Source organism: Streptomyces sp. NPDC045956, from assembly GCF_056430705.1.
Map to the genome: position 1 here is coordinate 438,738 of NZ_JBWKKZ010000007.1, position 25,856 is coordinate 464,593.

Annotated in this window: 20 protein-coding genes; 10 read left to right on the forward strand and 10 right to left on the reverse strand. The window is 71.4% G+C overall.

The annotated features are described in order from the left end of the window. Positions 1–26: 26 nt before the first annotated feature. Complete coding sequence (locus tag AC07FV_RS21230) at positions 27–401, reverse strand: cyclophilin-like fold protein (protein WP_479088907.1); 375 nt, start codon at positions 399–401, stop codon at positions 27–29. Between the two features lie 208 nt (positions 402–609). Here AC07FV_RS21230 and AC07FV_RS21235 point away from each other — a divergent pair, with 208 nt between their 5' ends. The 5 genes from AC07FV_RS21235 (at position 610) to AC07FV_RS21255 (ending at position 9,655) form a co-directional block, all read left to right on the forward strand. Further along, positions 610–2,115, forward strand: a complete 1,506-nt coding sequence (locus tag AC07FV_RS21235; protein WP_479088908.1) for a cytochrome ubiquinol oxidase subunit I — start codon at positions 610–612, stop codon at positions 2,113–2,115. Positions 2,116–2,135: 20 nt separating this feature from the next. Beyond that, positions 2,136–3,140 carry a cytochrome d ubiquinol oxidase subunit II gene (gene cydB / locus AC07FV_RS21240; protein ID WP_479088909.1) on the forward strand — a complete coding sequence of 335 codons (1,005 nt, stop codon included), beginning with the start codon at positions 2,136–2,138 and terminating at the stop codon, positions 3,138–3,140. Positions 3,141–3,218: 78 nt separating this feature from the next. Next, entirely contained in the window at positions 3,219–6,719 is a 3,501-nt protein-coding gene (cydD, locus tag AC07FV_RS21245) for a thiol reductant ABC exporter subunit CydD (protein WP_479088910.1), read from the forward strand. 79 nt (positions 6,720–6,798) lie between these two features. Further along, positions 6,799–8,481 (forward strand): GAF domain-containing sensor histidine kinase, encoded by a 1,683-nt coding sequence (locus AC07FV_RS21250; protein WP_479088911.1) that lies wholly within the window; start codon positions 6,799–6,801, stop codon positions 8,479–8,481. Positions 8,482–8,605: 124 nt separating this feature from the next. Beyond that, positions 8,606–9,655 (forward strand): M23 family metallopeptidase, encoded by a 1,050-nt coding sequence (locus tag AC07FV_RS21255; RefSeq protein WP_479088912.1) that lies wholly within the window; start codon positions 8,606–8,608, stop codon positions 9,653–9,655. 26 nt (positions 9,656–9,681) lie between these two features. On the opposite strand, the gene AC07FV_RS21260 is transcribed toward AC07FV_RS21255, so the two are convergent. From AC07FV_RS21260 to AC07FV_RS21275, 4 genes are all read right to left on the reverse strand, one after another. Continuing rightward, positions 9,682–10,572, reverse strand: coding sequence for a Cof-type HAD-IIB family hydrolase (locus tag AC07FV_RS21260; RefSeq protein WP_479088913.1), 891 nt, complete (start codon positions 10,570–10,572; stop codon positions 9,682–9,684). Positions 10,573–10,620: 48 nt separating this feature from the next. Then, the gene (locus AC07FV_RS21265; protein WP_356602725.1) at positions 10,621–11,526 is read right to left on the reverse strand and encodes an LLM class flavin-dependent oxidoreductase; all 906 of its coding nucleotides are present in this window, start codon (positions 11,524–11,526) and stop codon (positions 10,621–10,623) included. 151 nt (positions 11,527–11,677) lie between these two features. Then, positions 11,678–12,226, reverse strand: coding sequence for an RNA 2'-phosphotransferase (locus AC07FV_RS21270; RefSeq protein WP_479088948.1), 549 nt, complete (start codon positions 12,224–12,226; stop codon positions 11,678–11,680). A gap of 125 nt (positions 12,227–12,351) precedes the next feature. Next, positions 12,352–14,109, reverse strand: a complete 1,758-nt coding sequence (locus tag AC07FV_RS21275) for an SDR family oxidoreductase (RefSeq protein ID WP_479088914.1) — start codon at positions 14,107–14,109, stop codon at positions 12,352–12,354. 270 nt (positions 14,110–14,379) lie between these two features. Here AC07FV_RS21275 and AC07FV_RS21280 point away from each other — a divergent pair, with 270 nt between their 5' ends. The 5 genes from AC07FV_RS21280 (at position 14,380) to AC07FV_RS21300 (ending at position 18,336) form a co-directional block, all read left to right on the forward strand. Continuing rightward, positions 14,380–15,342: an ABC transporter ATP-binding protein gene (locus AC07FV_RS21280; RefSeq protein ID WP_391971777.1), complete on the forward strand. Its 963-nt coding sequence runs from the start codon at positions 14,380–14,382 to the stop codon at positions 15,340–15,342. Continuing rightward, positions 15,332–16,249 (forward strand): ABC transporter permease, encoded by a 918-nt coding sequence (locus tag AC07FV_RS21285; protein WP_479088915.1) that lies wholly within the window; start codon positions 15,332–15,334, stop codon positions 16,247–16,249. The genes AC07FV_RS21280 and AC07FV_RS21285 overlap by 11 nt, the downstream gene beginning before the upstream one ends. Further along, the gene (locus AC07FV_RS21290) at positions 16,246–17,157 is read left to right on the forward strand and encodes an ABC transporter ATP-binding protein (protein WP_479088916.1); all 912 of its coding nucleotides are present in this window, start codon (positions 16,246–16,248) and stop codon (positions 17,155–17,157) included. The genes AC07FV_RS21285 and AC07FV_RS21290 overlap by 4 nt, the downstream gene beginning before the upstream one ends. Positions 17,158–17,168: 11 nt before the next feature. Then, positions 17,169–17,888, forward strand: coding sequence for an ABC transporter permease subunit (locus AC07FV_RS21295; protein ID WP_384689440.1), 720 nt, complete (start codon positions 17,169–17,171; stop codon positions 17,886–17,888). 145 nt (positions 17,889–18,033) lie between these two features. Further along, positions 18,034–18,336, forward strand: coding sequence for an SGM_3592 family protein (locus AC07FV_RS21300; protein ID WP_479088917.1), 303 nt, complete (start codon positions 18,034–18,036; stop codon positions 18,334–18,336). Between the two features lie 271 nt (positions 18,337–18,607). Here the strand turns inward: AC07FV_RS21300 and AC07FV_RS21305 are convergent, their stop codons facing one another. From AC07FV_RS21305 to AC07FV_RS21325, 5 genes are all read right to left on the reverse strand, one after another. Next, on the reverse strand, positions 18,608–19,450 hold the full coding sequence (locus AC07FV_RS21305) for an HAD family hydrolase (RefSeq protein WP_479088918.1): 843 nt from the start codon (positions 19,448–19,450) through the stop codon (positions 18,608–18,610). Beyond that, positions 19,447–20,724, reverse strand: a complete 1,278-nt coding sequence (serS, locus tag AC07FV_RS21310) for a serine--tRNA ligase (RefSeq protein WP_479088919.1) — start codon at positions 20,722–20,724, stop codon at positions 19,447–19,449. The genes AC07FV_RS21305 and serS overlap by 4 nt, the downstream gene beginning before the upstream one ends. Positions 20,725–21,385: 661 nt before the next feature. Beyond that, positions 21,386–22,318 (reverse strand): prephenate dehydratase, encoded by a 933-nt coding sequence (pheA, locus tag AC07FV_RS21315; protein WP_356602743.1) that lies wholly within the window; start codon positions 22,316–22,318, stop codon positions 21,386–21,388. 80 nt (positions 22,319–22,398) lie between these two features. Then, the gene (efeB, locus tag AC07FV_RS21320; protein WP_479088920.1) at positions 22,399–23,739 is read right to left on the reverse strand and encodes an iron uptake transporter deferrochelatase/peroxidase subunit; all 1,341 of its coding nucleotides are present in this window, start codon (positions 23,737–23,739) and stop codon (positions 22,399–22,401) included. Positions 23,740–23,747: 8 nt separating this feature from the next. Further along, positions 23,748–25,856: a copper resistance CopC/CopD family protein gene (locus AC07FV_RS21325; RefSeq protein ID WP_479088921.1), complete on the reverse strand. Its 2,109-nt coding sequence runs from the start codon at positions 25,854–25,856 to the stop codon at positions 23,748–23,750.

The following is a 25,856-nucleotide window of genomic DNA, read 5'->3' on the forward strand; positions in this document are numbered from 1 at the left end:
GCGGCGGTCAGGTGCGCTGCACAGTCCTAGGCGTCGACGAGTTCGACGCGTACCGGGTCGCCGTTGCGCACGGTGGCCAGCAGGCGCGGGTCGCCGTCGAGGCGCCCGAGCACGTTGCAGGGACTCGCCAGGCGGCACTCGTCGCCCAGCGAGATCGGCGTGGGCCCGTACGGGAGCGCCAGAGCGTCGCCGTCGGTCCAGAACGCGACCGTGCCCGGTTCTACGACCTGCCGGGCGTCCGTTTCACGTGAAACCGACATGCCTGTGTCGAAGTACACCTCTTCGCCCCAGGTATGGGCGGAGGCGGTGAGCGGCAGGACCGTCAGGAGGGCCTGCGCGGTCGGCGTGTCGTCGAGTACCGCGGTGAGGTGACCCGCGGGCCATGAGATCCGTAGCTTCATGCGGCGGATTCAACAAGATGTTGAAGTCCTTGCCAAGGGGTTGACGTCACAGGGGGCCCCCCTTCCGGTGCCGAAAAGCTGTAAGTCATAATTGCTTGTGAATGTGAACGCGTTCACAAGCGTGTCCCGGTTGCGCCCGAGATAGGTGTGACATACACGCTCAAACTGCCGCTGACACGGCGAGTGGCAACGCAAGGAGAGTGACGACGTGGACTTGGCTCTGGCGCCGGAGACGCTGGCGCGATGGCAGTTCGGCATCACGACCGTCTACCACTTCCTGTTCGTCCCGCTGACGATCTCGCTGGCCGCCCTCACGGCCGGTCTGCAGACCGCCTGGGTCCGTACCGAGAAGGAGAAGTACCTCAGGGCCACCAAGTTCTGGGGCAAGCTCTTCCTGATCAACATCGCCATGGGTGTCGTCACCGGCATCGTGCAGGAGTTCCAGTTCGGCATGAACTGGTCGGACTACTCCCGCTTCGTCGGTGACGTCTTCGGAGCCCCGCTCGCTTTCGAGGCGCTGATCGCCTTCTTCTTCGAGTCCACCTTCATCGGCCTGTGGATCTTCGGCTGGGACAAGCTGCCCAAGAAGATCCACCTGGCCTGCATCTGGATGGTCTCGATCGGCACCCTGCTGTCGGCCTACTTCATCCTCGCGGCCAACTCCTGGATGCAGCACCCCGTCGGCTACCGGATCAACGAGGAGAAGGGCCGCGCAGAGCTGACCGACTTCTGGGCGGTGCTGACGCAGAACACCACCCTCAACCAGGTCTTCCACAGCTTCTCGGCGGCCTTCCTGACGGGCGGCGCCTTCATGGTCGGCATCGCCGCCTTCCACCTGATGCGCAAGAAGCACATCCCGGTGATGCGGACCTCGCTCCGGCTCGGTCTGGTCACCCTGGCGGTCGGCGGCATGCTCACCGCGATCAGCGGCGACACCCTCGGCAAGGTCATGTACGAGCAGCAGCCGATGAAGATGGCGGCAGCCGAGGCCCTGTGGGACGGTGAGGAACCGGCGCCCTTCTCGGTCTTCGCCTACGGGGACGTCGACGAGGGCCACAACAAGGTCGCCCTGGAGATCCCCGGCCTGCTGTCCTTCCTGGCCCACAGCGACTTCGACTCGTACGTGCCCGGCATCAACGACACCAACAAGGCCCTTCAGGAGAAGTTCGGCCCGGGTGACTACAAGCCCATCGTCCCCGTCGCCTACTGGGGCTTCCGCTGGATGATCGGCTTCGGCATGGCGTCCTTCTCCCTCGGTCTGCTGGGCCTGTGGCTGACACGGAAGAAGTTCCTGCTGCCGGCCGCTCTGCGCACCGGTGAGGACGAGGTGCCGCATCTGGTGCTCTTCCGCCAGCCGCTCGGCGCGAGACTCACCCGCCTGTACTGGCTCCTGGCCCTGTGGACGATGGCGTTCCCGCTGATCGCCAACTCCTGGGGCTGGATCTTCACCGAGATGGGCCGGCAGCCCTGGGTCGTCTACGGCGTGATGCAGACCCGCGACGCGGTCTCCCCCGGTGTGTCCCAGGCGGAGGTCATCATCTCGATGGTCGTCTTCACCACGCTCTACGCCATCCTCGCCGTCATCGAGGTCAGGCTGCTCGCCAAGTACGTCAAGGCGGGCCCGCCCGAACTCACCGAGGCCGACCTCAACCCGCCCACGAAGATCGGCGGCGACCTGCGGGACGCCGACAAGCCGATGGCCTTCTCCTACTAGGCCGAGGGAGCCGCATCGTCATGGAACTGCACGACGTCTGGTTCGTTCTGATCGCCGTCCTGTGGACCGGCTACTTCTTCCTGGAGGGCTTCGACTTCGGGGTCGGTGTGCTGACCAGGCTGCTCGCCCGGAACCGGGCCGAGAAGCGCGTGCTGATCAACACCATCGGCCCGGTGTGGGACGGCAACGAGGTGTGGCTGCTCACGGCCGGCGGCGCGACCTTCGCCGCGTTCCCCGAGTGGTACGCCACGCTCTTCTCCGGGTTCTACCTTCCGCTGCTCGTCATCCTGGTCTGCCTCATCGTCCGGGGCGTCGCCTTCGAGTACCGGGTGAAGCGCCCCGAGGAGCGCTGGCAGCGCAACTGGGAGACAGCGATCTTCTGGGCCTCGCTGATACCGGCCTTCCTGTGGGGCGTGGCCTTCGGCAACATCGTCGGGGGCGTGAAGATCGACCGGGACCTGGAGTACGTCGGCTCCGTCTGGGAGCTGCTCAACCCGTACGCCCTCCTGGGCGGCCTGGTCACGCTGACGCTGTTCACCTTCCACGGAACGGTGTTCACCGCACTCAAGACCGTCGGCGAGATCCGGGTGCGGGCACGGGCGCTGGCCCTGCGGGTCGGTCTCGTGGCGGCGGTGCTGGCCCTGGCCTTCCTGCTCTGGACGCAGTTCGACAACGGTGACGGCAAGAGCCTGGTCGCTCTCGTGGTGGCCGTCGCCGCGCTCGTCGTCGCGCTGCTGGCCAACCAGGCCGGGCGTGAGGGCTGGTCGTTCGCCCTCTCCGGCCTCACCATCGTGGCCTCCGTGGCGATGCTCTTCCTGACGCTCTTCCCGAACGTCATGCCGTCCACCCTGGACGCGGACTGGAGCCTCACCGTCACCAACGCCTCGTCCAGTCCCTACACCCTCAAGATCATGACCTGGCTGGCCGTGGTCGCCACACCGGTCGTCCTGCTCTATCAGGGCTGGACCTACTGGGTGTTCCGCAAGCGGATCGGCACGCAGCACCTCGCCGAAGCCGCGCACTGAGTCCGAAGGGGTGCATCACGTGGCACAGCATCATGTTTCACGTGAAACGCACCCTCGGGACGGGAGGGCATGTTTCACGTGAAACCCATCGACCCACGTCTTCTGCGGTACGCCCGCGCGACCCGGTTCTTCCTGATGGCGGTCGTCGTCCTGGGCGCGATCGGCGCCGGGCTCCTCGTCGCCCAGGCGATGCTCATCGCCGAGGTGGTGGTGGGTGCCTTCCAGCACGGCCTCACGGTGGCCGAACTCCGCACGCCCGTGCTGCTCCTGGTGGCCGTCGCCTGCGGGCGGGCCCTGGTCGGCTGGCTGACCGAACTGGCCGCGCACCGAGCGAGCGCGGCGGTGAAGTCGGAGCTGCGGGGCCGGCTGCTGGAGCGGGCGACCGCGCTCGGTCCCGGCTGGCTCAGCGGGCAGCGGACCGGATCGCTGGTCGCGCTGGCCACCCGCGGAGTCGACGCCCTCGACGACTACTTCTCGCGCTATCTGCCGCAACTGGGGCTCGCGGTCGTCGTGCCCGTGGCGGTGCTGGCCCGCATCGTCACCGAGGACTGGGTCTCGGCGGCCGTCATCGTCGGCACCCTGCCGCTCATCCCGCTCTTCATGGTGCTGATCGGCTGGGCCACACAGACCCGTATGGAGCGGCAGTGGCGTCTGCTGTCCCGGCTGTCCGGGCATTTCCTCGACGTGGTCGCGGGGCTGCCGACGCTGAAGGTCTTCGGACGGGCCAAGGCACAGGCCGAGTCGATCAAGCGCATCACCGGCGAGTACCGGCAGGCGACCATGCGGACGCTGCGGATCGCCTTCCTGTCGTCCTTCGCGCTGGAGCTGCTCGCCACGCTCTCCGTGGCGCTCGTCGCCGTCACCATCGGCATGCGGCTGGTCCACGGTGACATGGCCCTGTACGACGGTCTGGTGGTCCTCGTGCTCGCGCCCGAGGCCTATCTGCCGCTGCGGCAGGTGGGGGCGCAGTACCACGCGACGGCCGAGGGGCTCGCCGCCGCCGAGGAGATCTTCGAGGTACTGGAGCGCCCCGTACCGGCGAGGGGGACCGGCCGGGTACCGGCGGACACCGCCTTGTCCTTCGAGGATGTGACGGTGCGCTATCCCGGACGCGCCGCGGACGCGGTGACGGGGGTGCGCTTCACCGTCCGGCCCGGGGAGACGGTCGCCCTCGTCGGTCCGAGCGGGGCGGGAAAGTCGACGCTGCTCAACGCCCTCCTCGGCTTCGTGCGACCGGCCGGGGGGCGGATCCGTATCGGGGGAGCCGAGCTCGACAGCCTCGACCTGGCGCAGTGGCACGCCCGCGTCGCCTGGGTGCCGCAGCATCCGCACCTCTACGCCGGCACCATCGCCGAGAATGTACGGCTGGCCCGGCCGGACGCCGACGACGACGCCGTACGGCGCGCGCTGCGGGACGCGGGCGCGCTGACGTTCGTGGACGCGTTGCCCGAGGGGACGGGGACGGTGCTCGGGGAGGACGGGGCCGGGCTGTCCGCCGGACAGCGACAGCGGCTGGCGCTGGCCCGGGCGTTCCTCGCGGACCGGCCGGTCCTGCTCCTCGACGAGCCGACGGCCGCTCTGGACGGGGCCACCGAGGCCGAGGTCGTGGCCGCCGTGCGAAGGCTGGCCGAGGGGCGGACGGTCCTGCTGGTGGTGCACCGCCCGGCCCTGCTGGAAGTGGCCGACCGCGTGGTGCGGTTGGAGGAGCCCGTCCCCGCCGTCGCGGCCGACGGCTCTCGAGGGGCACCGGCCGCGCGCGCTCTCGACGAGGCATCCGGAAGCGCGGCTGCGGTGTCCCCCGGCGCGCCGGCCTCTGCGCCGGTGCCCCGAGGCGGTGTCCTCGCCAGGGTGCGCGCGATGTCCGCGGCGCGGCGCGGGCGGCTCGGCCTGGCCCTGCTGCTCGGCAGTGCGGCCCTCGGCAGTGCCGTCGGCCTGATGGCCACTTCCGGATACCTGATCTCACGGGCCTCCGAGCAGCCGCCCGTGCTCTACCTGATGGTGGCCGTGACGGCCACGCGTGCCTTCGGCATCGGGCGGGCCGTCTTCCGGTACGCCGAGCGGCTCGTGTCGCACGACGCGGTGCTGAGGATGCTCGCCGACACCCGGGTCGCCGTGTACCGGCGCCTGGAGCGGCTCGCGCCCGCGGGGCTGCGCCGCAGCCGACGGGGTGACCTGCTGTCCCGGCTGGTCGCCGACGTCGACGCGTTGCAGGACTACTGGCTGCGCTGGCTCCTGCCCGCCGCGTCCGCGGTGGTGGTCTCGGCGGCGTCGGTCGGCTTCACGGCCTGGTTGCTGCCGGAGGCCGGCGCAGTGCTGGCGGTGGGGCTGCTGGCGGCCGGAGTCGGCGTCCCGATGGTCACCGGCCTCGTCTCGCGCCGGGCCGAGGGCCGGCTGGCGCCCGCCCGTGGCCTGCTCGCCACCCGGGTGACCGACCTGCTCAGCGGCACCGCCGAGCTGACTGTCGCCGGCGCACTGCCCGCGCGGTCCGCCGAGACGCGCCGGGCCGACGGCGCGCTCACCCGGATCGCCTCGCGCGCCGCCACCGCCACGGCGGTGGGGGACGGGCTCACGGCCCTGGTGTCCGGGCTGACCGTCGCGGGCGCCGCCGTCGTAGGGGTCCAGGCGGTTGCCGACGGGCGGCTCGCCGGGGTGGCCCTGGCCGTCGTCGTGCTGACTCCCCTGGCGGCCTTCGAGGCCGTACTGGGGCTTCCGCTGGCCGTTCAGTACCGGCAGCGCGTGCACCGGAGCGCCGAGCGGGTGTACGAGGTGCTCGACGCCCCCGAGCCCGTACGGGAGCCGGAGACGCCACGGCAGGCGCCCGCGTCACCGTTCCCGGTCGTCCTGAAAGGGCTGGCCGCGCGCCACTCCGGGCAGGACCGGGACGCCGTGGCGCAGCTCGACATGACCCTGGCGGAGGGACGCCGGGTCGCCGTGGTCGGGCCGTCCGGGTCCGGCAAGACGACGCTGGCCCAGGTGCTGCTGCGGTTCCTCGACGCGGACGCGGGCTCCTACACGCTGGCCGGTGTCGACGCCTACGCCCTGGCCGGTGACGACGTACGGCGGCTCGTCGGACTGTGCGCCCAGGATGCGCACCTCTTCGACAGCTCGGTGCGCGAGAACCTGCTCCTGGCCAGGAAGGAGGCCACCGAGGACGAGCTGCGCGACGCCCTGGCGCGAGCCCGGCTGCTGGAGTGGGCCGACAGCCTGCCCGAGGGCCTGGACACACTGGTCGGGGAGCACGGCGCCCGGTTGTCCGGCGGGCAGCGGCAGCGACTGGCGCTGGCTCGTGCGCTGCTCGCCGACTTTCCGGTCCTGGTGCTGGACGAGCCCGCCGAGCACCTGGACCTGCCGACCGCCGACGCGCTCACCGCCGATCTGCTGGCCGCCACCGAGGGCCGTACGACCCTGCTGATCACGCACCGGCTGGCGGGCCTGGGGGCCGTGGACGAGGTGATCGTGCTGGACGAGGGCCGGGTGGTCCAGCGGGGGACGTACGCGGAGCTGGCCGCGGTGCCGGGGCCGCTGCGGGCGATGGCCGAGCGTGAGGCGGCGTCGGAGCTTCTGGTCGGAGCGCGGTGAGGAACGGTCCGTGCCGATTCTCCGGAGCACTCCAGGAATCCGACTTTCCCGAACAAAAAGGTCTCATTAGGCTCGGGTCATGCCCTCAGGACCCTCTCCCGGCACCCCGCAGCCCCGGCACGGAGCCACGGCCGAGTTCCTGGCGCGGGTACCGAGACTGCTGGACGCGATGCGGTCGGTGGGCAGCGGACTGGAACTGCACTCCACCCTGCACCGGATCTGCGAGACCGCGGCCGACCTGGCCGACGCCCGGTACGCGGCCATCGGCGTCGTGGACGAGGACGGTGAAGGCCTCGCGGCGTTCGTGCACCACGGCGTCGACGAGGCGACCGCCCGGCGGATCGGCCATCTGCCCGACGGCCGCAAGGGCCTGCTGGGCGCACTCATCCGCGACCCGGCGCCGGTCCGGCTCACGGACCTGACCGACGATCCGCGCTCCTGTGGCTTCCCCGAGCACCATCCGCGGATGCGCGGCTTCCTCGGTGTGCCCATCCGCGTCCAGGGCGAGGTCTTCGGCAACCTGTACGTGACCGACAAGCGGGCCGGAGCGCCGTTCGACGACTACGACCTCGCCATGGTCCGGGTCCTGGCCACGGAGGCCGGCATCGCCATCGGCAACGCGCGGCTGTACGAGGCCGCCCAGCGGCGGGAGCGCTGGATCGACGGGTCGGTCGCCGTCACCACCGCCCTGCTGTCCGGTGGTGACGGCGACGAGGCCCTCCAGACCGTCGCCGAACAGGCACGCCGGCTGTCCGGAGCGGCGGCCGGGATCGTGCTGCTGCCGGCCGACGGGAGTGGCCTGGAGATCGTGGCCGTGTCGGCGGAGCGTCCCGCGGACGTCCTGGGCACTGTCATCCCGGCGGACAACGGCGTCGTCGGTGAACTCCTTGCCGGACGGTCCGTGTTCGTGGACGACGCCGCCACCGACCGGCGCCTGGAGGCCGGACCGGTACGCGCCTACGGGCCGATCATGCTGCTGCCCCTGCGCCGGGACGCGCGGGTGCTCGGAGCCCTCGTCATGCCCCGCGCCCGGGGCGAGCACCCCTTCACGCGCACGGAGCGAGCGCTCGGCGAACGGTTCGCCGCACAGGCCGCGCTGGCGCTGATGATGGCCGACGCCCAGCGTGACCGGGAACGGCTCGCGGTGTACGAGGACCGCGACCGCATCGCGCGGGACCTGCACGACCTCGTCATCCAGCGGCTGTTCGCCACGGGGATGATGCTGGAGAGCGCTCGGCGCGGCTCCACCGTCCCCGAGGTGCGCGAGCGGGTGGGAGGGGCCGTGGACGAACTCGACGTCACCATCCAGGAGATCCGCTCGGCGATCTTCGCGCTGCGACAGCCGGCCGAGGCACCCGCCGGGCTGCGCACCCGAGTGCTGCGGGAGGTCGAGCTGGCCGCCGTGCCGCTGGGATTCACGCCCTCGCACCGTTTCACCGGCCCCGTCGACACCGCCGTCGGCGAGGTGACCGGAAAGAACCTCATCGCGGCGTTGCGCGAGGCTCTGTCCAACGCGTTCCGGCACGCGCACGCCACCCGGATCGAGGTGGTCGTCGACGCGGCGGCGGTCCTGCCGGACGGGCGTCCGGGGGTGCGGCTGACCGTCGCCGACGACGGAGTCGGGGTCCCGGAGGGCGGGCGGCGCAGCGGCCTGCACAACCTCGAGCGCCGTGCCGAGGCCGTCGGTGGCGCCAGCCGGCTGGGCCCGGGCATCGGCCGGGACGGAGACGGCACGACGGTGCTGTGGGAGGCACCGTACTGAGCACGGTCGCCCGTCGTCGCTCCCCCGGATGCAGCAGGCGCACTGCTCCGTGTGCGGTAACCGGTCCCCCCGTCGTACGAGTCGCAGGGGGCCGCGCGCCGGCCTCCGGTCCACGATCGCCGGCATGCGCTCACGTCGTCGGCATCCGCTGCTCGTTCCGGTGCTGCTGTGCGCGCTCGCCGTGCTCGCCGCCCGCCCCACCGACGCCATGGCCGGGGACGGCGGCCCCGGCACCGGTCTCGGCCCACAGGTGGCGCGGCTGTACGAGGACGCGGCCAGGGCCACCGAGCAGTACGAGGACGGGCGGCGCGAGGCGGAGGCACAGCGGACGAAGGCGCTGGCGTACGAGAAGCGGCTCGACCGGCAGCGGGAGAGGATCGACGCCGGGCACGAGGATCTGGGCCGGATCGCCCGCGCCCAGTACCGCGCGGGCGGTGGGCTCCCGTACACCGTGCGGATGCTCCTCGCGGACGATCCGGACGAGCTGCTGCGAGGCCGGCGTGTCTTGTCCCGCGCTGATCAGGCCGTCGACAGGGCCATCGGCAAGAGCCTGCGGGCCGAGGCCCGGTTCGCCGCGGACGAGGCCGAGGCGCGGTCGGCCCGGCGGGCTCTGGAGGGGCGCAACGCACGGCTCGCGGAGCTGAAGCGGGGGATCGAGGGCCGGCTGGAGGCGGCCCGTTCGCGCCTGGAGGGGCAGGCGGATGCCTCGGTGGCGGCCGGTTCCTGTCCCGGCGCGATCCGTCTCGACCAGCCCGACGCGCGGTTCCGCCGGTCCTGGGTCGCGCCGGTGGAGACGTACGAGCTGTCGGCGTCCTTCGGCAGCGGCGGGGCGAGGTGGGCGAACCGGCACACCGGCCAGGACTTCGCGGTGCCGGTCGGAACTCCGGTGCGATCGGTCGGCACGGGCCGGGTGGTGACCGTGACGTGCGGCGGCGCCTTCGGAATGCAGGTCGTGGTCCAGCACGCGGGCGGCTACTACAGCCAGTACGCCCATCTCGCCGCGGTCGCCGTCGACCAGGGTGAGCGGGTGCGCCCCGGCCAGTGGCTCGGTCAGTCGGGGAGCACGGGCAACTCCACCGGCCCCCACCTGCATTTCGAGGTGCGGGTCACCCCGGAGACGGGCTCGGCGCTCGACCCGGTGCCGTGGCTGGCGCGGCGCGGGGTGGCGCTCTGACGGGACGGATGCGGGGTGCGGGACGGTTACCGGGGCAGGCCCGCCAGGATCCGCTCGATGACGACCGCCACCCCGTCCTCGTTGTTGGCCACCGTCCGTCCCGAGGCGGCGGCGATCACGTCGGGATGCGCGTTGCCCATCGCGTACGACTGCCCTGCCCAGGTGAGCATCTCCACGTCGTTCGGCATGTCGCCGAAGGCGACGACCTCCTCGTGCGAGATGCCGCGCTCGGCACAGCACAGGGCGAGCGTGCTGGCCTTGGACACCTCCGGTCCGCTGATCTCCAGCAGGGCGCTGGGACTGGAGCGGGTGACGTTGGCGCGGTCGCCGACGGCGAGACGGGCCAGGGTGAGGAATCCGTCGGGGTCCAGCTCTGGGTGGAACGCGAGGATCTTGAGGATCGGCTCGGTGGCGGCGCGCCCGTCCGGCGCGAGGATCTCCTCGGCGGGCAGGAGGTCGTCGGGGACCTCCATGTGCAGCTTCGGGTAGGCCGGTTCCTGATGGAAGCCGTACGTCTGCTCGACCGCGTACACCGTGCCGGGCGCCGCCTCGCGCAGCAGCCGTACGACGTCCAGCGCGGTCTCCCGGGCCAGCTCCCGCACCTTGACGAAGCGGTGGGTGCCGGGGCCTCCGTGCAGGTCGACCACGGCGGCACCGTTGCCGCAGATGGCGAGGCCGTGCCCGTGGACGTGGGCGCTGACGACGTCCATCCAGCGGGCGGGGCGGCCGGTGACGAAGAAGACCTCGATGCCCGCCTTCTCGGCGGCGGCCAGCGCGGCGACCGTGCGCGGGGAGACCGACTTGTCGTCGCGCAGCAGGGTGCCGTCGAGGTCGGTGGCGATGAGTCGGGGGCGGGTGGCGGCGGCGGAGGGCTCGGGCTGTCGGGTCGCTGAGGTCACCGGCTCATTGTCACGCATATGCCTGCACGTCCGTGCGAGAGTCCGCGCATCTGTGAGCGATGGCTCTCATCCCTTCAGCTGGGCCGGGGCCTCCATGGCGATCCGCTCGAAGACCTTCTCGTCCGCCGTGAAGTCGGAGTCCGGGATCGGCCAGTGGACGACCAGCTCCGTGAAGCCCAGGTCCCGGTGGCGGCCGGCGAAGTCGACGAAGGCGTCCACGGACTCCAGCGGGCGACTGCGGTCCGGTGTGAAACCGGTGAGCAGGACCCTGTCGAGTTCGCCCGCCTCGCGGCCGATCGCGGCGCAGGCGTCGGCCAGCTTGTCGGCCTGTCCCCGCAGCGCCCGGTCCGACTGCTCCGGGGTGCCGTCCTCGTACAGCTTCGGGTCTCCGGTGGTCACCCAGGCCTGGCCGTGGCGCGCGGCGAGGCGCAGCCCGCGCGGCCCGGTCGCGGCGACCGCGAACGGCAGCCGCGGGCGCTGCACGCATCCCGGGATGTTGCGCGCCTCGTGCGCCGAGTAGAAGTCGCCCTCGTAGGAGACGGCGTCCTCGGTCAGTAGCCGGTCGAGCAGCGGGAGGAACTCGGCGAGCCGGTCGGCCCGCTCGCGCGGCGTCCACGGTTCCTGGCCGAGTGCGGTGGCGTCGAAACCGGTGCCGCCCGCTCCTATGCCGAGGGTGACCCGGCCGCCGGAGATGTCGTCCAGGGAGATCAGCTCCTTGGCGAGCGTCACCGGGTGCCGGAAGTTCGGCGAGGTCACCAGCGTGCCCAGGCGAAGCCGCTCGGTGACCGACGCGGCGGCGGTGAGCGTCGGCACGGCGCCGAACCACGGGCCGTCCCGGAAGCTGCGCCAGGAAAGGTGGTCGTAGGTGTAGGCCGTGTGGAAACCGAGCTGCTCGGCACGCGTCCAGGTCGAACGGCCGCCGTCGTGCCAGCGGCGGTAGGGAAGGATCACGGTGCTCAGGCGCAGACTCATGTCTCCGAGCCTATGCGGAGCGGCCCTGTTTCACGTGAAACAGGGGTGGGCGTCACCGTGGGCGACGGATCTTCGACGGGGCGAGGTCGTCGATGTCCGCGGCGTCGCCGCGGTGCGGCGGCGGGGCACGGTCGACGCCGGTCGCACGGGATCAGTGCGGAGCGGGAAGACGCAGATATCGAGGCGGCACGTGCTTCGTCAGCCAGACACCGTTCGCGCTGAGGTGGAAGACGTGGCCGTCGCGTTGCATGGCGCCGGTGTCCACCGTCAGCACGATCGGCCTGCCGCGTCGGGCGCCGACCCGGGTCGCGGTTTCGCGGTCCGCCGACAGGTGCACGTCGTGCCGGTCCATGGGCTTCAGCCCTTCGGCGCGGATCGCGTCCAGGTGCCGGGCGACGGTCCCGTGGTAGAGGTACGACGGCGGGACCGCCGCGGCCAGTCCGAGGTCCACGTCGACGCTGTGGCCCTGACTCGCGCGGATGCGGGTGCCCTCGGTCGCGAAGCGCCGTTTGTCGTTGGTGGCGACCACGTGGTCGAGCTCTTCGCGGGTGAAGCGGAAGCCGTGCGCGGCCGCGGCGGCGATCAGCGTGTCGATCTCGACCCACCCGCCGTCGTCGAGGACGAGCCCGATCCTCTCCGGCTGATGGCGCAGATGCCTGGACAGATACTTGGAGACCTTCACGGTGCGTCTGTCGTCCATGTGTTCCTGTGACATGGACCCAGCCTGCCGACAGCGACACACATCACGCGATCGATTTTGCCATCGAGGTTTGATCCACAGCCAAGTGCGGTTATCCACAGGCTGATTGGCCTCTCCTGTGGAAACTACAGCGGCGGCTGCACCCGGGCGAGCCGCCTCAACGCCCCCGGGAGGAAACGGGACACGAGGTGGGCCCCCCGCGCCTCCGGCGTCACCGGGACCACGGCCCGGTCGCGCACGACCGCGTCCAGGACGGCGTCGGCCACCTTCTCCGGCGGGTAGTTGCGCAGACGGTACAGCCGAGCCGTGCGCCGCTGCAGCCGTCGCTCCTCGGCGGCGTCGACACCGGTGAAGCGTGCCGTCGAGGTGATGCCGGTGTCGACCAGACCGGGGCAGATCGCCGTGACCCCGATCCCCTGCCCGGCCAGCTCGGCGCGCAGGCATTCGCTCAGCATCAGCACGGCCGCCTTGGAGGTGCTGTAGGCCGGCAGGGCCCTGGAGGGCTGAAAGGCCGCGGCCGAGGCGATGTTGACGATGTGGCCGCCCTCTCCGCGCTCGGTCATCTGCCTGCCGAACAGGCGGCAGCCGTGGATCACGCCCCACAGATTGACGTCCAGGACCTTCTTCCAGTCCTCCGGCGTGGTGTCGAAGAAGGAGCCCGACAGACCGATCCCGGCGTTGTTCACCAGGACGTCCACCACGCCGTGATCGGCGGCCACCTTGTCGGCGAGTTTCTCCATGGCCCGCTCGTCGGAGACGTCGGTGGTCTCCGCCCAGGCCGCCGTCGCACCGATCAGGCGGGCCAGCTCCGCGGTGCGGGCGGCCGACTCGGGGTCCCGGTCGACGGCCACCACGCGTGCGCCGGACTCGGCGAAAGCGAGCGCCGTGGCTCGGCCGATGCCGCTGCCCGCGCCGGTGACCAGCACCAACTGGCCGGCGAAGCGATCGGTGTGCGGTCCGTCCGCCGTGGTGGCGGGCCGTCCGCCGTCGACGGCGTCGACGAACTCCGTGATCCAGTCCGCCAGCCGGTCGGGCCGGGTGCGCGGCACCCAGTGCTTGGCGGGCAGCGTGCGGCGGGTCAGCCGCGGCGCCCACAGCTCCAGTCCGTCGTAGAGCCGTTCCGACAGGAACGCGTCGTCGAGGGGCGTGATCAGCTGCACGGGCGCGTGCGCGTAGGCGTCGTCGCGCGGCCGGCGCAGCCGGGGCCGTACGTTGTCGCGGTACAGCCAGGCCCCGTGCGCCGCGTCCGTGGGCAGGGAGGGGGTGGGGTAGTCACCGCCGGGCACCTTCTCGACGCGGCGGAGGATGCCCGGCCAGCGCTTGCCCAGGGGGCCGCGCCAGGCCAGTTCCGGCAGTACGGGCGTGTGCAGCAGGTAGACGTACCAGGACTTGGCCCCCTGACCGAGCACCTGGCCGACCCGGCGCGGGGTGGGGCGCCTGAGGCGCTCGCCGATCCAGTGCCCGAAGTGGTCGAGGGACGGGCCGGACATCGAGGTGAAGGAGGCGACGCGGCCCTCGGTGTGCTTGACCGTGACGAACTCCCAGGACTGCACCGAGCCCCAGTCGTGGCCCACCAGGTGCACGGGCCGGTCGGGGCTGACGGCGTCCGCCACCGCCAGGAAGTCGTCCGTGAGCTTCTCCAGCGTGAACCCGCCGCGCAGCGGGCTGGGCGCGGTGGACCGGCCGTGGCCCCGCACGTCGTAGAGGACCACGTGGAAGCGGTCGGCGAGGCGGACGGCCACCTCGGACCAGACCTCCTTGCTGTCCGGGTAGCCGTGCACCAGGACGACCGTGGGCCGCAGCGGGTCACCCAGCTCGGCCACGCACAGCTCGACCCCGCCCGTGTGCACCCAGCGCTCTCGCGCGCCCTCCAGCACGGTCATTCCTCCTCCGCCCAGCGCCGCAACTGCGGCAGATCGTGGTCACCGCGGGGGTGCTGCATTCGCTGCATTCTCATGACGTGACGTGACGTCGCCGAATCTCCCAGTCGTTAGACCCGGCGTCAATAGGGAGGTGTGCGCGGCGTCGGCGCCGGGAGGTGGCTCTCAGGTACGGGACCCCCTACGGGTCCGTACTACTCGAGTCTGACGTCAAGACGGCTCTGCGGTCTGACGACTTGAGTGGCGGGCGTCACTACTGTCGTCGGTGTGACTGTGATCGCGACCGAAAGCCTGAGCAAGCGGTACCCCCGGGTGACCGCGCTCGACCGGCTCTCCGTGGACGTCGGACCCGGTGTGACCGGACTCGTGGGCGCCAACGGCGCCGGCAAGTCCACCCTGATCAAGATCCTGCTGGGTCTGTCTCCCGCCACCGAGGGCCGGGCCGAAGTGCTCGGACTCGATGTCGCCACCAAGGGCGCCGACATCCGCGAGCGAGTCGGCTACATGCCGGAACACGACTGCCTGCCGCCCGACGTCTCGGCCACCGAGTTCGTCGTCCACATGGCGCGCATGTCCGGCCTGCCGCCCACCGCCGCCCGCGAACGGACGGCCGACACCCTGCGCCACGTCGGTCTGTACGAGGAGCGCTACCGGCCCATCGGGGGTTACTCGACCGGCATGAAGCAGCGAGTGAAGCTCGCGCAGGCCCTGGTCCACGACCCGCAGCTGGTCTTCCTCGACGAGCCGACCAACGGCCTCGACCCGGTCGGCCGCGACGAGATGCTCGGCCTCATCCGCCGCATCCACACCGACTTCGGCATCTCCGTCCTGGTCACCTCGCACCTCCTGGGCGAGCTGGAACGCACCTGCGACCACGTGGTCGTCGTGGACGGCGGCAAGCTGCTGCGTTCCAGTTCCACCACGGACTTCACCCAGACCACGACGACCCTCGCGATCGAGGTCACCGACACCGACGCGCACCCCGACGGCACCCGCGCCGTGCGCGACGCGCTCCACGCGCGCGGGGTGACGGTCCAGGACGGCAGCGGCCTGCCCGGCGCCGGCCACGTCCTGCTGCTCACCGCGGCGGGCGAGGAGACCTACGACCTGGTCCGGGACGTCATCGCCGACCTGGGCATCGGCCTGGTGCGGATGGAGCAGCGCCGGCACCACATCTCGGAGGTCTTCACGGACAGCGACGCGGAACGGAAGGAGGCGGTCGGCCATGGCAACTGAGCAGCCCCTGCAGGCACCGGTCGCGGTGCCGGTCGACCAGACCCGCATCCACAACATCGGGTACCGCAGCTACGACGGCCCCCGCCTCGGCCGCGCCTACGCCCGTCGCTCGCTGTACTCGCAGTCCCTGCGCGGCGCCTACGGACTCGGCCGCTCGGCCAAGTCCAAGGTGCTGCCGATGCTGTTGCTGGCGGTGATGTGCCTGGTCGCGGGCATCCTGGTCGCCGTCTCCGTCGTCACCAAGGCGAACGACCTGCCCCTCGACTACACGCGGTACGCGGTCGTCCTCCAGGCGGTCATCAGCCTCTACGTCGCCTCGCAGGCCCCCCAGTCCGTCTCCCGCGACCTGCGCTTCAAGACCGTGCCGCTGTACTTCTCACGGCCGATCGAGACCTCCGACTACGTCCGCGCCAAGTACGCGTCGCTGGCCTCGGCCCTGTTCATCCTGACCGCCGCACCCCTGCTGGTGCTGTACGTGGGCGCGCTGCTCGCCAAACTCGACTTCGCAGACCAGACCAAGGGTTTCGCACAAGGACTCGTCTCCGTGGCACTGCTCTCGCTGCTCTTCGCCGGCCTCGGCCTGGTCGTCGCGTCGGTCACCCCGCGCCGAGGGTTCGGCATCGCGGCCGTCATCGCAGTCCTGACCATCACCTACGGCGCGGTCTCCACGCTCCAGGCCATCGCGGACGTCCAGGGCAGCTCCGGAGCCGTCGCCTGGATCGGCCTGTTCTCGCCGATCACCCTCATCGACGGCGTGCAGTCCGCCTTCCTCGGTGCCACCTCGTCGTTCCCCGGCGGAGTGGGCCCGAGCAGCGGCGAAGGCGCGGTCTACGTCCTCGTCACCCTGGGCCTGATCGCCGGCGCCTACGGACTGCTGGTTCGCCGCTACTCGAAGGTGGGACTGTGACCACGCTGAACATCGACCACGTCTCCCGCTGGTTCGGCAACGTGGTCGCCGTCAACGACATCACGATGACGATCGGCCCCGGAGTCACCGGGCTCCTCGGCCCCAACGGCGCGGGCAAGTCCACCCTCATCAACATGATGGGCGGCTTCCTCGCCCCCTCCACCGGCAGCGTCACCCTCGACGGCCAACCGGTCTGGCGCAACGAGGACATCTACCGGCACATCGGCGTCGTGCCCGAACGCGAGTCGATGTACGACTTCCTCACCGGCCGCGAGTTCGTCCTCGCCAACGCCAGACTGCACGGTCTGGGCGACAAGGCGGCCCAGGAGGCCCTTGCCACCGTGCAGATGGAGTACGCGCAGGACCGGAAGATCGCCACGTACTCCAAGGGCATGCGGCAGCGCGTGAAGATGGCCAGCGCCCTCGTGCACAACCCGTCGCTGCTCCTGCTCGACGAGCCGTTCAACGGCATGGACCCCCGCCAGCGGATGCAGCTGATGGACCTGCTGCGGAGGATGGGCGACGAGGGCCGCACGGTGCTGTTCTCCTCGCACATCCTCGAAGAGGTCGAGCAACTCGCCTGGCACATCGAGGTCATCGTCGCCGGACGGCACGCGGCCAGTGGCGACTTCCGCAAGATCCGCCGCCTGATGACCGACCGCCCGCACCGCTACCTGGTGCGTTCCAGCGACGACCGCGCCCTCGCGGCCGCGTTGATCGCGGACCCGTCGACGTCCGGTATCGAGGTCGATCTCGCCGAGGGTGCCCTGCGCATCCAGGCCGTCGACTTCGGCCGGTTCACGGCCCTGCTGCCGAAGGTCGCCCGCGACCACGGCATCCGGTTGCTCACGGTCTCGCCGTCCGACGAGTCGCTCGAGTCCGTCTTCTCGTATCTCGTCGCGGCGTAGGAGGCCGAAGAATGTACGACCCCACAGTCGCCAGGCTCACCTACCGAGCCCTGCTCGGCCGCCGCCGGGCCCTCATCCTGGGCGTGCTGCCCCTGCTGCTGCTCGTCATCGCCGTGGCGGTGCGCGCCCTCGCCGGAGCCGACGACCAGACGGCGGCGGACGTGCTGGGCGGGTTTGCCCTCGCCACCATGGTGCCGATCATCGGTGTCATCGCCGGCACCGGCGCCATCGGCCCCGAGATCGACGACGGCTCGGTGGTGTACCTGCTGTCCAAGCCGATCAAGCGCCCGACGATCGTCTTCACCAAGCTGATCGTCGCCATAGCGGTGACGATGGTCTTCTCCGCCGTGCCGACCCTGCTGGCCGGCCTGATCCTCAACGGCAACGGCCAGCAGATCGCCGTCGCCTACACGATCGCCGCGCTGGTCGCCTCCATCGCCTACGCCGCGCTCTTCCTGCTCCTGGGCACCGTGTCGCGGCACGCTGTGGTCTTCGGGCTCGTCTACGCGCTCGTCTGGGAGGCGTTGTTCGGCTCCCTGGTACCGGGTGCCCGCACCCTGAGCGTCCAGCAGTGGTCGCTGGCCGTGGCCCAGAAGGTCGCCGACGGGAACCTGGTGACCTCCGACGTCGGCCTGCTGACCGCGACGGTGCTGCTGGCCGGGGTCACCGTGCTCGCCACCTGGTACGCCGGCCAGAAGCTGCGGACGCTGACGCTCGCCGGGGAGGAGTGACCGGCCCCTGCTCCTGACGGGGCCTTCACCCCGGCCCGGGCACACGGGGCCGGGGACGCCCGCGGGAGAACGCCACGCGGACACGCCGCGCGGGACCCATCGTGCAGGACACACGGCGACGCGACGCAGGGCCGGGAGGGCCGGGATGGCGAGTCAGACACCTCAGCAGGACGGTCGCGGAGAACCGAGGGACGGGTCCCGCGACACCGGCCGGGACATCACCGGGGACGGTACGGGGACCGGCGCCGGTGACGACACCTGGGACGGCCTGGCCCTGGACGAGGAGTTCGTCCGCGGCGCAGGGGCCTCCGAGCCGTCGGCACGCGCCCGTATGCTCGCCGCCCGCTGGCGCCGTGAGAAACCGGAGCCGCAGCCGTGGCGTTCCGACGAGGAGCCCGCCGGACGGTTCTTCAGCAAGGGACGGCGCCGCCGGTGGCGCAGGCGGTAAGGCGGCGTACGTCCGGTTTTAATCGGTGGCGCCCCGCTTTCCGTACCGGCACTGTGGTGCCTGCACGAGGCCGGGCGGCACCGGCGCATCGGATGGCCGCTTCGAGCACGCGAGACGCCTCGCGTGGGCCGACCGACGGGGACGTCGGCGCCGCCCGGACCGTGCGACGAGGGCCGCGACCGCGCGGTCACCGACTTCGGAGCTGGGCGGCGGACCCGAAGAGTGACGCCGCGGTCCCACCCGACCCCGAGCCGACTCAGCGCGGGCGGGCTCAGGCCGCCAAGCGCTCCAGTACCACCGCGATGCCGTCCTCGTCGTTCGAGGACGTCACCTCGTCGGCCACCGCCTTCAGCTCGGCGTGGGCGTTGGCCATCGCCACGCCCCGGGCGGCCCAGCCGAACATCGGTACGTCGTTGGGCATGTCGCCGAACGCGATCGTGTCCGCGGCCTTCAGGCCGAGTCGGCGCGCCGCCAGCGACAGGCCGGTGGCCTTGGACAGTCCGAGGGGGAGCAGCTCGACGATGCCCGCGCCGGCCATGACGACCGTGACGAAGCCGCCCGCGGTGCGCCGGGCGGCCTCGGCCAGTTCGTCGTCGGACAGCGTCGGATGCTGGATGTAGATCTTGTTCAGCGGCGCCGACCACAGGTCCGAGGCGTCGGTGAAGGGCACCGCCGGCAGATCGCCCCCGACCGCGTAGCCCGGGCCGACCAGGACGTCGCCGTCCAGCCCGTCGCGGCTCGCCGCCAGGTACAGCGGACCGGTCTCCGCCTCGATCTTGGCCAGGGCCACCCCGGCCAGCTGGCGGTCCAGCGTGACCGAGGTCAGCAGGCGGTGCTCTCCGGCGTGGTAGACCTGGGCGCCCTGTCCGCAGACGGCCAGGCCGTCGTAGCCGAGGTCGTCGAGGATGTGCCGGGTCCACGGGACCGCACGGCCGGTGACCACGATGTGGGCGGCGCCGGCCTCGGTGGCCGCGGCCAGCGCGTCCCGGGTGCGGCGCGAGATCGTGTGGTCACTGCGCAGCAGCGTGCCGTCCAGGTCGGTCGCGACCAGGCGGTACGGGAAGCCGCCGGCGGAACCGGTGCCGGTACCCGTGGCGGAGGCGGTGTCGGTCACTTCGCCACCGGTTCCAGGACCTCTCGGCCGCCCAGGTACGGGCGCAGTACCTCGGGCACGTGCACCGAACCGTCGGCCTGCTGGTGGTTCTCCAGGATCGCCACGATCGTGCGCGGTACGGCGCACAGCGTGCCGTTCAGCGTGGCCAGCGGACGCACCTTCTTGTCCTCACGGACTCGGATGGACAGCCGGCGCGACTGGAACTCGGTGCAGTCCGAGGTCGAGGTCAGCTCGCGGTACTTGCCCTGGGTCGGGATCCAGGCCTCGCAGTCGTACTTGCGGGCGGCCGAGGAGCCCAGGTCGGCCGAGGCGACGTCGATGACCCGGAACGGCAGTTCCAGCGAGGTCAGCCACTGCTTCTCCCACTCCAGCAGGCGCTGGTGCTCCGCCTGCGAGTCCTCGGGGAGGACGTAGGAGAACATCTCGACCTTGTCGAACTGGTGGACGCGGAAGATGCCCCGGGTGTCCTTGCCGTGCGAACCCGCCTCGCGGCGGAAGCAGGGGGAGAAACCGGCGTAGCGCAGCGGCAGGCGGTCGGCGTCCAGGATCTCGTCCATGTGGTACGCGGCGAGCGGCACCTCGGACGTGCCGACCAGGTACAGGTCGTCCTTGTCGAGGTGGTAGACGTCCTGGGCGGCCTGGCCCAGGAAGCCGGTACCGGCCATCGACTGCGGGCGGACCAGGGCCGGCGTCAGCATCGGCGTGAAGCCGGCCGCCGTGGCCTGGGCGATCGCCGCGTTGACCAGCGCGAGCTCCAGCAGCGCACCGACGCCGGTGAGGAAGTAGAAGCGCGAGCCGGAGACCTTGGCACCGCGCTCCACGTCGATGGCGCCGAGCAGCTGGCCGAGCTCCAGGTGGTCCCGGGGCTCGAAGCCCTCCGCGCCGAAGTCCCGGTGCGTGCCGTGCGTCTCCAGGGTGACGAAGTCCTCCTCGCCGCCGACGGGGACGTCGGGGTGGACGAGGTTGCCCAGGCGCTGGAGCAGCTCCTGGGTCTCGGCGTCGGCGGCGTCACGCTCGGCGTCGGCCGCCTTGACGTCGGCGGCGAGCTGGCTCGCCCGCTTCAGCAGCTCGGCCTTCTCGTCACCGGAGGCCTTGCCGATGAGCTTGCCGAGGCCCTTCTGCTCGTTGCGCAGCTCGTCGAAGCGGACGCCGGACGACCTGCGCCGCTCGTCGGCAGACAGGAGGGAGTCGACGAGCGCGACATCCTCTCCACGGGCGCGCTGCGACGCGCGCACACGGTCGGGGTCCTCACGGAGCAGGCGAAGGTCAATCACGTGCTCAAGGCTACCGGTGTGCGGTGACGGCTCTCGACTCACTATCGCCGATCGCGGTTCTCACGTCCCGCAATGAGGGAATTGTGCCTTGTGTTCCTTGTGTCTTACCTGGTCAAGGAAAGTGGCCGGGGTCCCTGGAACGAGGCAGTCGTCGGGGCCACGGTTGACCGGATTCCCTTGCGAGGAAAGGGACTTGGCGGAGCCGCTGTCCACAGGGATCCGCAGTCGGGAAAAGTTATCCACAGGCTGTGCGAAAGATCTGTGGACTGCACGGAAGTGGTCGTTCCTCATCGCGGAGGTGAGTACTCCAAACCCTCCCCGTCCCCACTTTCGAGTGGAAACGGGGCGCTCGGCGTCACTCCGGAGGATGGCGGGCAAGAAACAGATGGACGAAGGGTGACCTGGGCACCTGTGGAGGGGCAAAGAGGCCGAAGGCGGATTTGTCGACTGAATCCCCCTGGGTTGTCGACTTGTCCCCAGGTCGAGAAGCGGACCTGTGGATAACTTCTGTGGACAACGAAAATCAGCAGGTACCACCGGCCGGCACAGCCGGCACAGCCGGCACAGCTGACGGGAACCGGCACTGCTTACGGAACCGGCACGGCCGTCAGAACTGGCACGGCCGTCAGAACCGGCACATCCGTCAGAACCGGCTCAGCCGTCAGAACCGGCCGTCCTGGCAGCGCGCCACCCAGTCCGCCGCGGCCACGAAGTCCTCGTCCGAGGTGCCCGGCCGTAGCGCGTCCACATCCGCCGCCTCGACCTCCGCCCGGGGGTAGGAACCCAGGTAGCGCACCTGGAGGCACGTCCGCTTCAGGCCCATCAGGGCATCGGCGACCCGGCGGTCGGAGATGTGTCCCTCGGCGTCGATGCAGAAGCAGTAGTGACCGATACCGGCACCGGTGGGCCGGGACTGGAGCAGCATCAGGTTGATGCCCCGGGTGGCGAACTCGCCGAGCAGGTCACGCAGGCCACCGGGATGGTCGTCGCGCTGCCAGAGCACGACGGAGGTCTTGTCCGCACCGGTCGGTGCGGCGGGCCTGGCGGGCCGGCCCACCAGGACGAACCGGGTCTGGGCGTTCTCCGCGTCGTGGATGTCGGCTTCGAGGACTTCCAGGCCGTAGCGCTCCGCGGCGAACTCGCCGGCGAAGGCCGCGTCGTACCGCCCCTCCTGCACCAGGCGCGCGCCGTCCGCGTTGGAGGCCGCCGACTCCCACGCGACGTCCGGGAGGTGCGCCTTGAGCCAGTTGCGGACCTGGGGCTGGGCGGCCGGGTGGGCGGTGACCGTCTTGATCTCCGACAGCTTCGTGCCGGGGCGGACCAGCAGCGCGAAGGTGATGGACAGCAGCACCTCGCGGTAGATCATCAACGGCTGGCCGGCGACCAGCTCGTCGAGGGTGGTGGTGATGCCGCCCTCGACGGAGTTCTCGATCGGCACGAACGCGGCCTCGGCCTCGCCGGTGCGCACCGCGTCGAGCGCGGACTGGACGGACACGTACGGGACCAACTCCCGGGTCGCCGTCTCCGGAAGCGTGCGCAGGGCGACTTCGGTGAAGGTGCCTTCAGGGCCGAGATACGCGTAACTGGCTGGCATGTCCTCACCCTAATGGCCCCGGGGAGAGCGGGCTCACGCGTCTCGCGCACACCCTCCCCCGGGGTGATGCCGGGCCGGATTCACCCCTCCAGGAGCCGCTGCCCCACGTACTCTCCCTCCGCCGCACCGCCGGGGACCGCGAAGAGCCCGCTCGCCTCGTGCCGGATGAACGGCGACAACGCGTCCCCCCGGTCCAGCTTGCGCTGCACCGGCACGAAGCCGCGCAGGGGGTCCGCCTGCCAGCAGACGAAGAGCAGGCCCGCGTCGGGTACGCCGTCGGCGTCGAATCCGTCGTGGTACGAGAAGGGTCGGCGGACCATGGCCGCGCCACCGTTCTGGTCGGGGCGCGTGATACGGGCATGGGCGTTGATCGGCACGACCAGGTTCCCGTTCCGGTCCGTCTTCTCCAGGTCCATCTCGGTCGCTTCGGTGCCCCCGGACAGGGGCGCCCCGTCGGACTTGCGGCGCCCGATGACGTCCTCCTGGGTCTTGGCCGAGAGCTGCTCCCAGTCGTCGAGGAGCATCCGGATGCGGCGTACGACGGCGTAGGAGCCGTTCGCCATCCACGCCTGCTCGGTCGTCCCGGCCTGTCCGGTCCGGCCGGGCTGTCCGGGGACGAAGATCCGCTCGTCGAAGTCGGGCTCGTCCGGTTTCGGGTTGCGGGTGCCGTCGACCTGGCCCATGAGGTTGCGGGTCGTCATGGGACGGGCGGTGGCGCCGGGCGAGCGGTTGAAGCCGTTCATCTGCCAGCGGACGCGGGCGGCCGAGCCGGCGTCACGCTGGATCGCACGCAGGGCGTGAAAGGCCACCAGGGCGTCGTCGGCGCCGATCTGCACCCAGAGATCGCCGTTGCTGCGGTTCTTGTCGAGGTGATCGGAGGAGAAGTCGGGCAGCGGGTCGAGGGCGACCGGACGCTGCTTCTCCAGGCCGGTCCGGCCGAAGAAGCTGTGCCCGAATCCGAAGGTGACGGTCAGCGAGGAGGGCCCCGCGTCACGGGCCACGTCCGTGTCACGGGTTCCGGCCGGTTCGCCCGCCATGAGGCGCCGGGCGGTGTCGGACCAGCGGCGCAGCAGCGCGGCGGCCTCCTTGCGGCCGGCGCCCGCCGTCAGGTCGAAGGCGACGAGGTGTCCGCATGCCTGCGTCGGCGTGGTGATGCCGGGCTGATGTTTCCCGTGAAACATCACCTCCCCGCTGCCCAGCGAGGTGAGCGGCGTGGCCGCGGAGGAAGGAGCGGCGGCGTATCCCGCGGCGGCGCCCGCCGCGCCGAGCACGAGCCCGGTGGCACCGGCGGTGCCGAGCAGCCGCCGCCGGGAGATGCCGTCGTGGGGAGCCGTGTTCGCGGAGCCGGGGGACTCGGGCCCGCCGGACGCCTCGCGGGGCGCGCCGGGGGCTCGGGTCTCCGGGGTGGACTGGTCAGCCATGGTGCGGTTCAGCCGATCTGCGCGTTCTTGGAGACGGTCACCTGGTCGATGTCGGAGGTCCGTACGGTGACGGCGACCTCCCAGTCGCCGGCCATCGGAACCTGCACTCCGCTCGCCGACCAGTGTCCGGTGGTGATGTGGTCGGGGGCGACAGGCAGGGGCCCGACACCCTTGTCCTTCAGGGTGAAGGCGACCTTCACCTCGGGGACGTCGAAGGCGCTGCCGTTCGACCGCTCGACGTAGAGGTGCAGGTCGTTGGCGCCCACGCGCGCGGGGTCGAGTTCGACGCGCACGACGCCCTTGCCGTTCCGGCTGCCGGTGTCGAAGGGCATGTCCAGGGTCACCGCTCCGGTGGAGGGGACCGGTGCGGAGGTGGAGGAGGCGGTACTGGCCGCGGCCTCCTGCTCGGTCCTGCCCGGCTCGGTCTGGGTGAGGATGGTGGTCACGACGAGCAGGACGACGGCGACGCCCGCCTCGGCGAGCACGGAGCGCCGCAGTCCGAAGCGGTCCGGATCGGCGTCCCGCTGCCGCTTCTGCCGGGCGGCGTCCACGGCCGCACGCTGCCGCGCCAGCTGGGCGGCACGCTGCGAGGCACCCGGCCCCTTCGCCGTCCCCTTCGACTTCTCCGACGACGTCCCCGACGTCTTCCCACTGCCCTTCGGCGCCGCGGCCGGCCGCCCGGCGTCCTCCGGCGTGCCGGATGCCCGCTCCTGCTCGGCCGGCTTCGAGGACCCGGCGGACGTCTTGGCCGTCTTCGCCACCGCGGACGCCGCCTCGCCGCTCTTCGACGCCCCGGATGCCGCTGCGGAGGCCCGCGCCTCGTCGGTCTTACGGCCGGCGGACGCCTCCACCCGCTCCTTCTCCCGCTGACGGACCACCGCGGGCGCCACCCCCGCCAGCCGCGCCGTCCACCGGCGCGAGAAGGAGGCGACGCCCACCAGTACGGCCACGAGCCCGATCTTGAGGAGGAGCAGCTGCCCGTACCGCGTGTCGGTGAAGGCCGACCAGGAGCCCAGCTGACGCCAGGACTGGTAGGTACCCGTCGCCACCAGCGCGACCACGCTGCTGAAGGCCACGCGCGAGAACCGGCGTACGGCCGAGGCGGGGACGGGGGTATCCGCGGGCGCCCGGTACAGGGCGACGAGCAGGGTGGTGAGACCGCCGAGCCACGCGGCGACGGCGAGCAGGTGGACGACGTCGACGGGCATGGCGAGTCCGGCCTGGAGGCCGACGGAGGCGTGCTCGGACATCGCCCAGGTGGCCGCTAGGCCCGCCGCCACGACCGCCCCGCCCACCGCGAGCCCGAAGGTGAGGTCCCGTTTCTCCTCGTCCTCCCGCTTGTCGTAGGCGCCGAAGAGCACGGAGACGAACAGCGCGGCCGCCGCGAGCAGCAGCAGCCGGGACACCAGCGAGGCACCGGTCTTGGTCTGCAGGACCTCGCCGAGCAGGCTCAGGTCGAAGACGTCGCCGACCTTCCCGGACCCGGTGTACGAACCGCGCAGCAGGAGCAGCAGCAGGGTGGCGGCGGTCAGCGCGAGCCACCCGGCGACCACCAGCCGCTGCACCACCCGTACCCCCGAACCCCGCGACCAGCAGGCCAGGACGAAGGCGGCACCGCCGACCAGCACGACGAACCCGGCGTAGGACACGTACCGCCCGATGCCGTACAGCCAGCCGACCACCCCGCCGCCGGCTTCCGTGCCGTAGACCGAGACGGAGGTCTCGGACGGAGCGCCGATGGAGAAGGTGTAGGCGCCGGCGACGGGATGGCTGTCGGCGGAGACGACCTGGTACGTCACGGTGTACGTGCCGTCGGGCAGCCCGGCGTGCAGTTTCACCGTGTACGTCGTGCCGCCCGTGCCGGACGGCCCGCCGTCGTCGACGCGCTTGCCCTGGGGGTCGAAGACGCGCAGCGAGTCGTCGTCCATGGAGACCGACTCGGAGAAGGTGACCGACACGTGGGCCGGCGCCTTGTCGACCACCGCCCCCTGCCGGGGGTCGCTGCCGGTCAGCGCGGCGTGTGCGGAGGCCGGACCGGCGCCGGCGAGCAGCGCGCAGGCTGCGGCCAGGAGCAGCAGCACCAGGGTCCGGACGCGTGGGGCGATGGTCTGCGTCAA

Bases quoted from the DNA above. Each gene is read 5' to 3' on its own strand.
- AC07FV_RS21265 (WP_356602725.1), bottom strand. From the start codon at position 11,526: ATGAGTCTGCGCCTGAGCACCGTGATCCTTCCCTACCGCCGCTGGCAC.
- AC07FV_RS21260 (WP_479088913.1), bottom strand. From the start codon at position 10,572: ATGCGTGACAATGAGCCGGTGACCTCAGCGACCCGACAGCCCGAGCCC.
- AC07FV_RS21300 (WP_479088917.1), top strand. From the start codon at position 18,034: ATGGCGAGTCAGACACCTCAGCAGGACGGTCGCGGAGAACCGAGGGAC.
- AC07FV_RS21275 (WP_479088914.1), bottom strand. From the start codon at position 14,109: ATGACCGTGCTGGAGGGCGCGCGAGAGCGCTGGGTGCACACGGGCGGG.
- AC07FV_RS21270 (WP_479088948.1), bottom strand. From the start codon at position 12,226: ATGGACGACAGACGCACCGTGAAGGTCTCCAAGTATCTGTCCAGGCAT.
- AC07FV_RS21230 (WP_479088907.1), bottom strand. From the start codon at position 401: ATGAAGCTACGGATCTCATGGCCCGCGGGTCACCTCACCGCGGTACTC.
- AC07FV_RS21255 (WP_479088912.1), top strand. From the start codon at position 8,606: ATGCGCTCACGTCGTCGGCATCCGCTGCTCGTTCCGGTGCTGCTGTGC.
- AC07FV_RS21295 (WP_384689440.1), top strand. From the start codon at position 17,169: ATGTACGACCCCACAGTCGCCAGGCTCACCTACCGAGCCCTGCTCGGC.
- efeB (WP_479088920.1), bottom strand. From the start codon at position 23,739: ATGGCTGACCAGTCCACCCCGGAGACCCGAGCCCCCGGCGCGCCCCGC.
- AC07FV_RS21250 (WP_479088911.1), top strand. From the start codon at position 6,799: ATGCCCTCAGGACCCTCTCCCGGCACCCCGCAGCCCCGGCACGGAGCC.
- cydB (WP_479088909.1), top strand. From the start codon at position 2,136: ATGGAACTGCACGACGTCTGGTTCGTTCTGATCGCCGTCCTGTGGACC.
- pheA (WP_356602743.1), bottom strand. From the start codon at position 22,318: ATGCCAGCCAGTTACGCGTATCTCGGCCCTGAAGGCACCTTCACCGAA.
- AC07FV_RS21285 (WP_479088915.1), top strand. From the start codon at position 15,332: ATGGCAACTGAGCAGCCCCTGCAGGCACCGGTCGCGGTGCCGGTCGAC.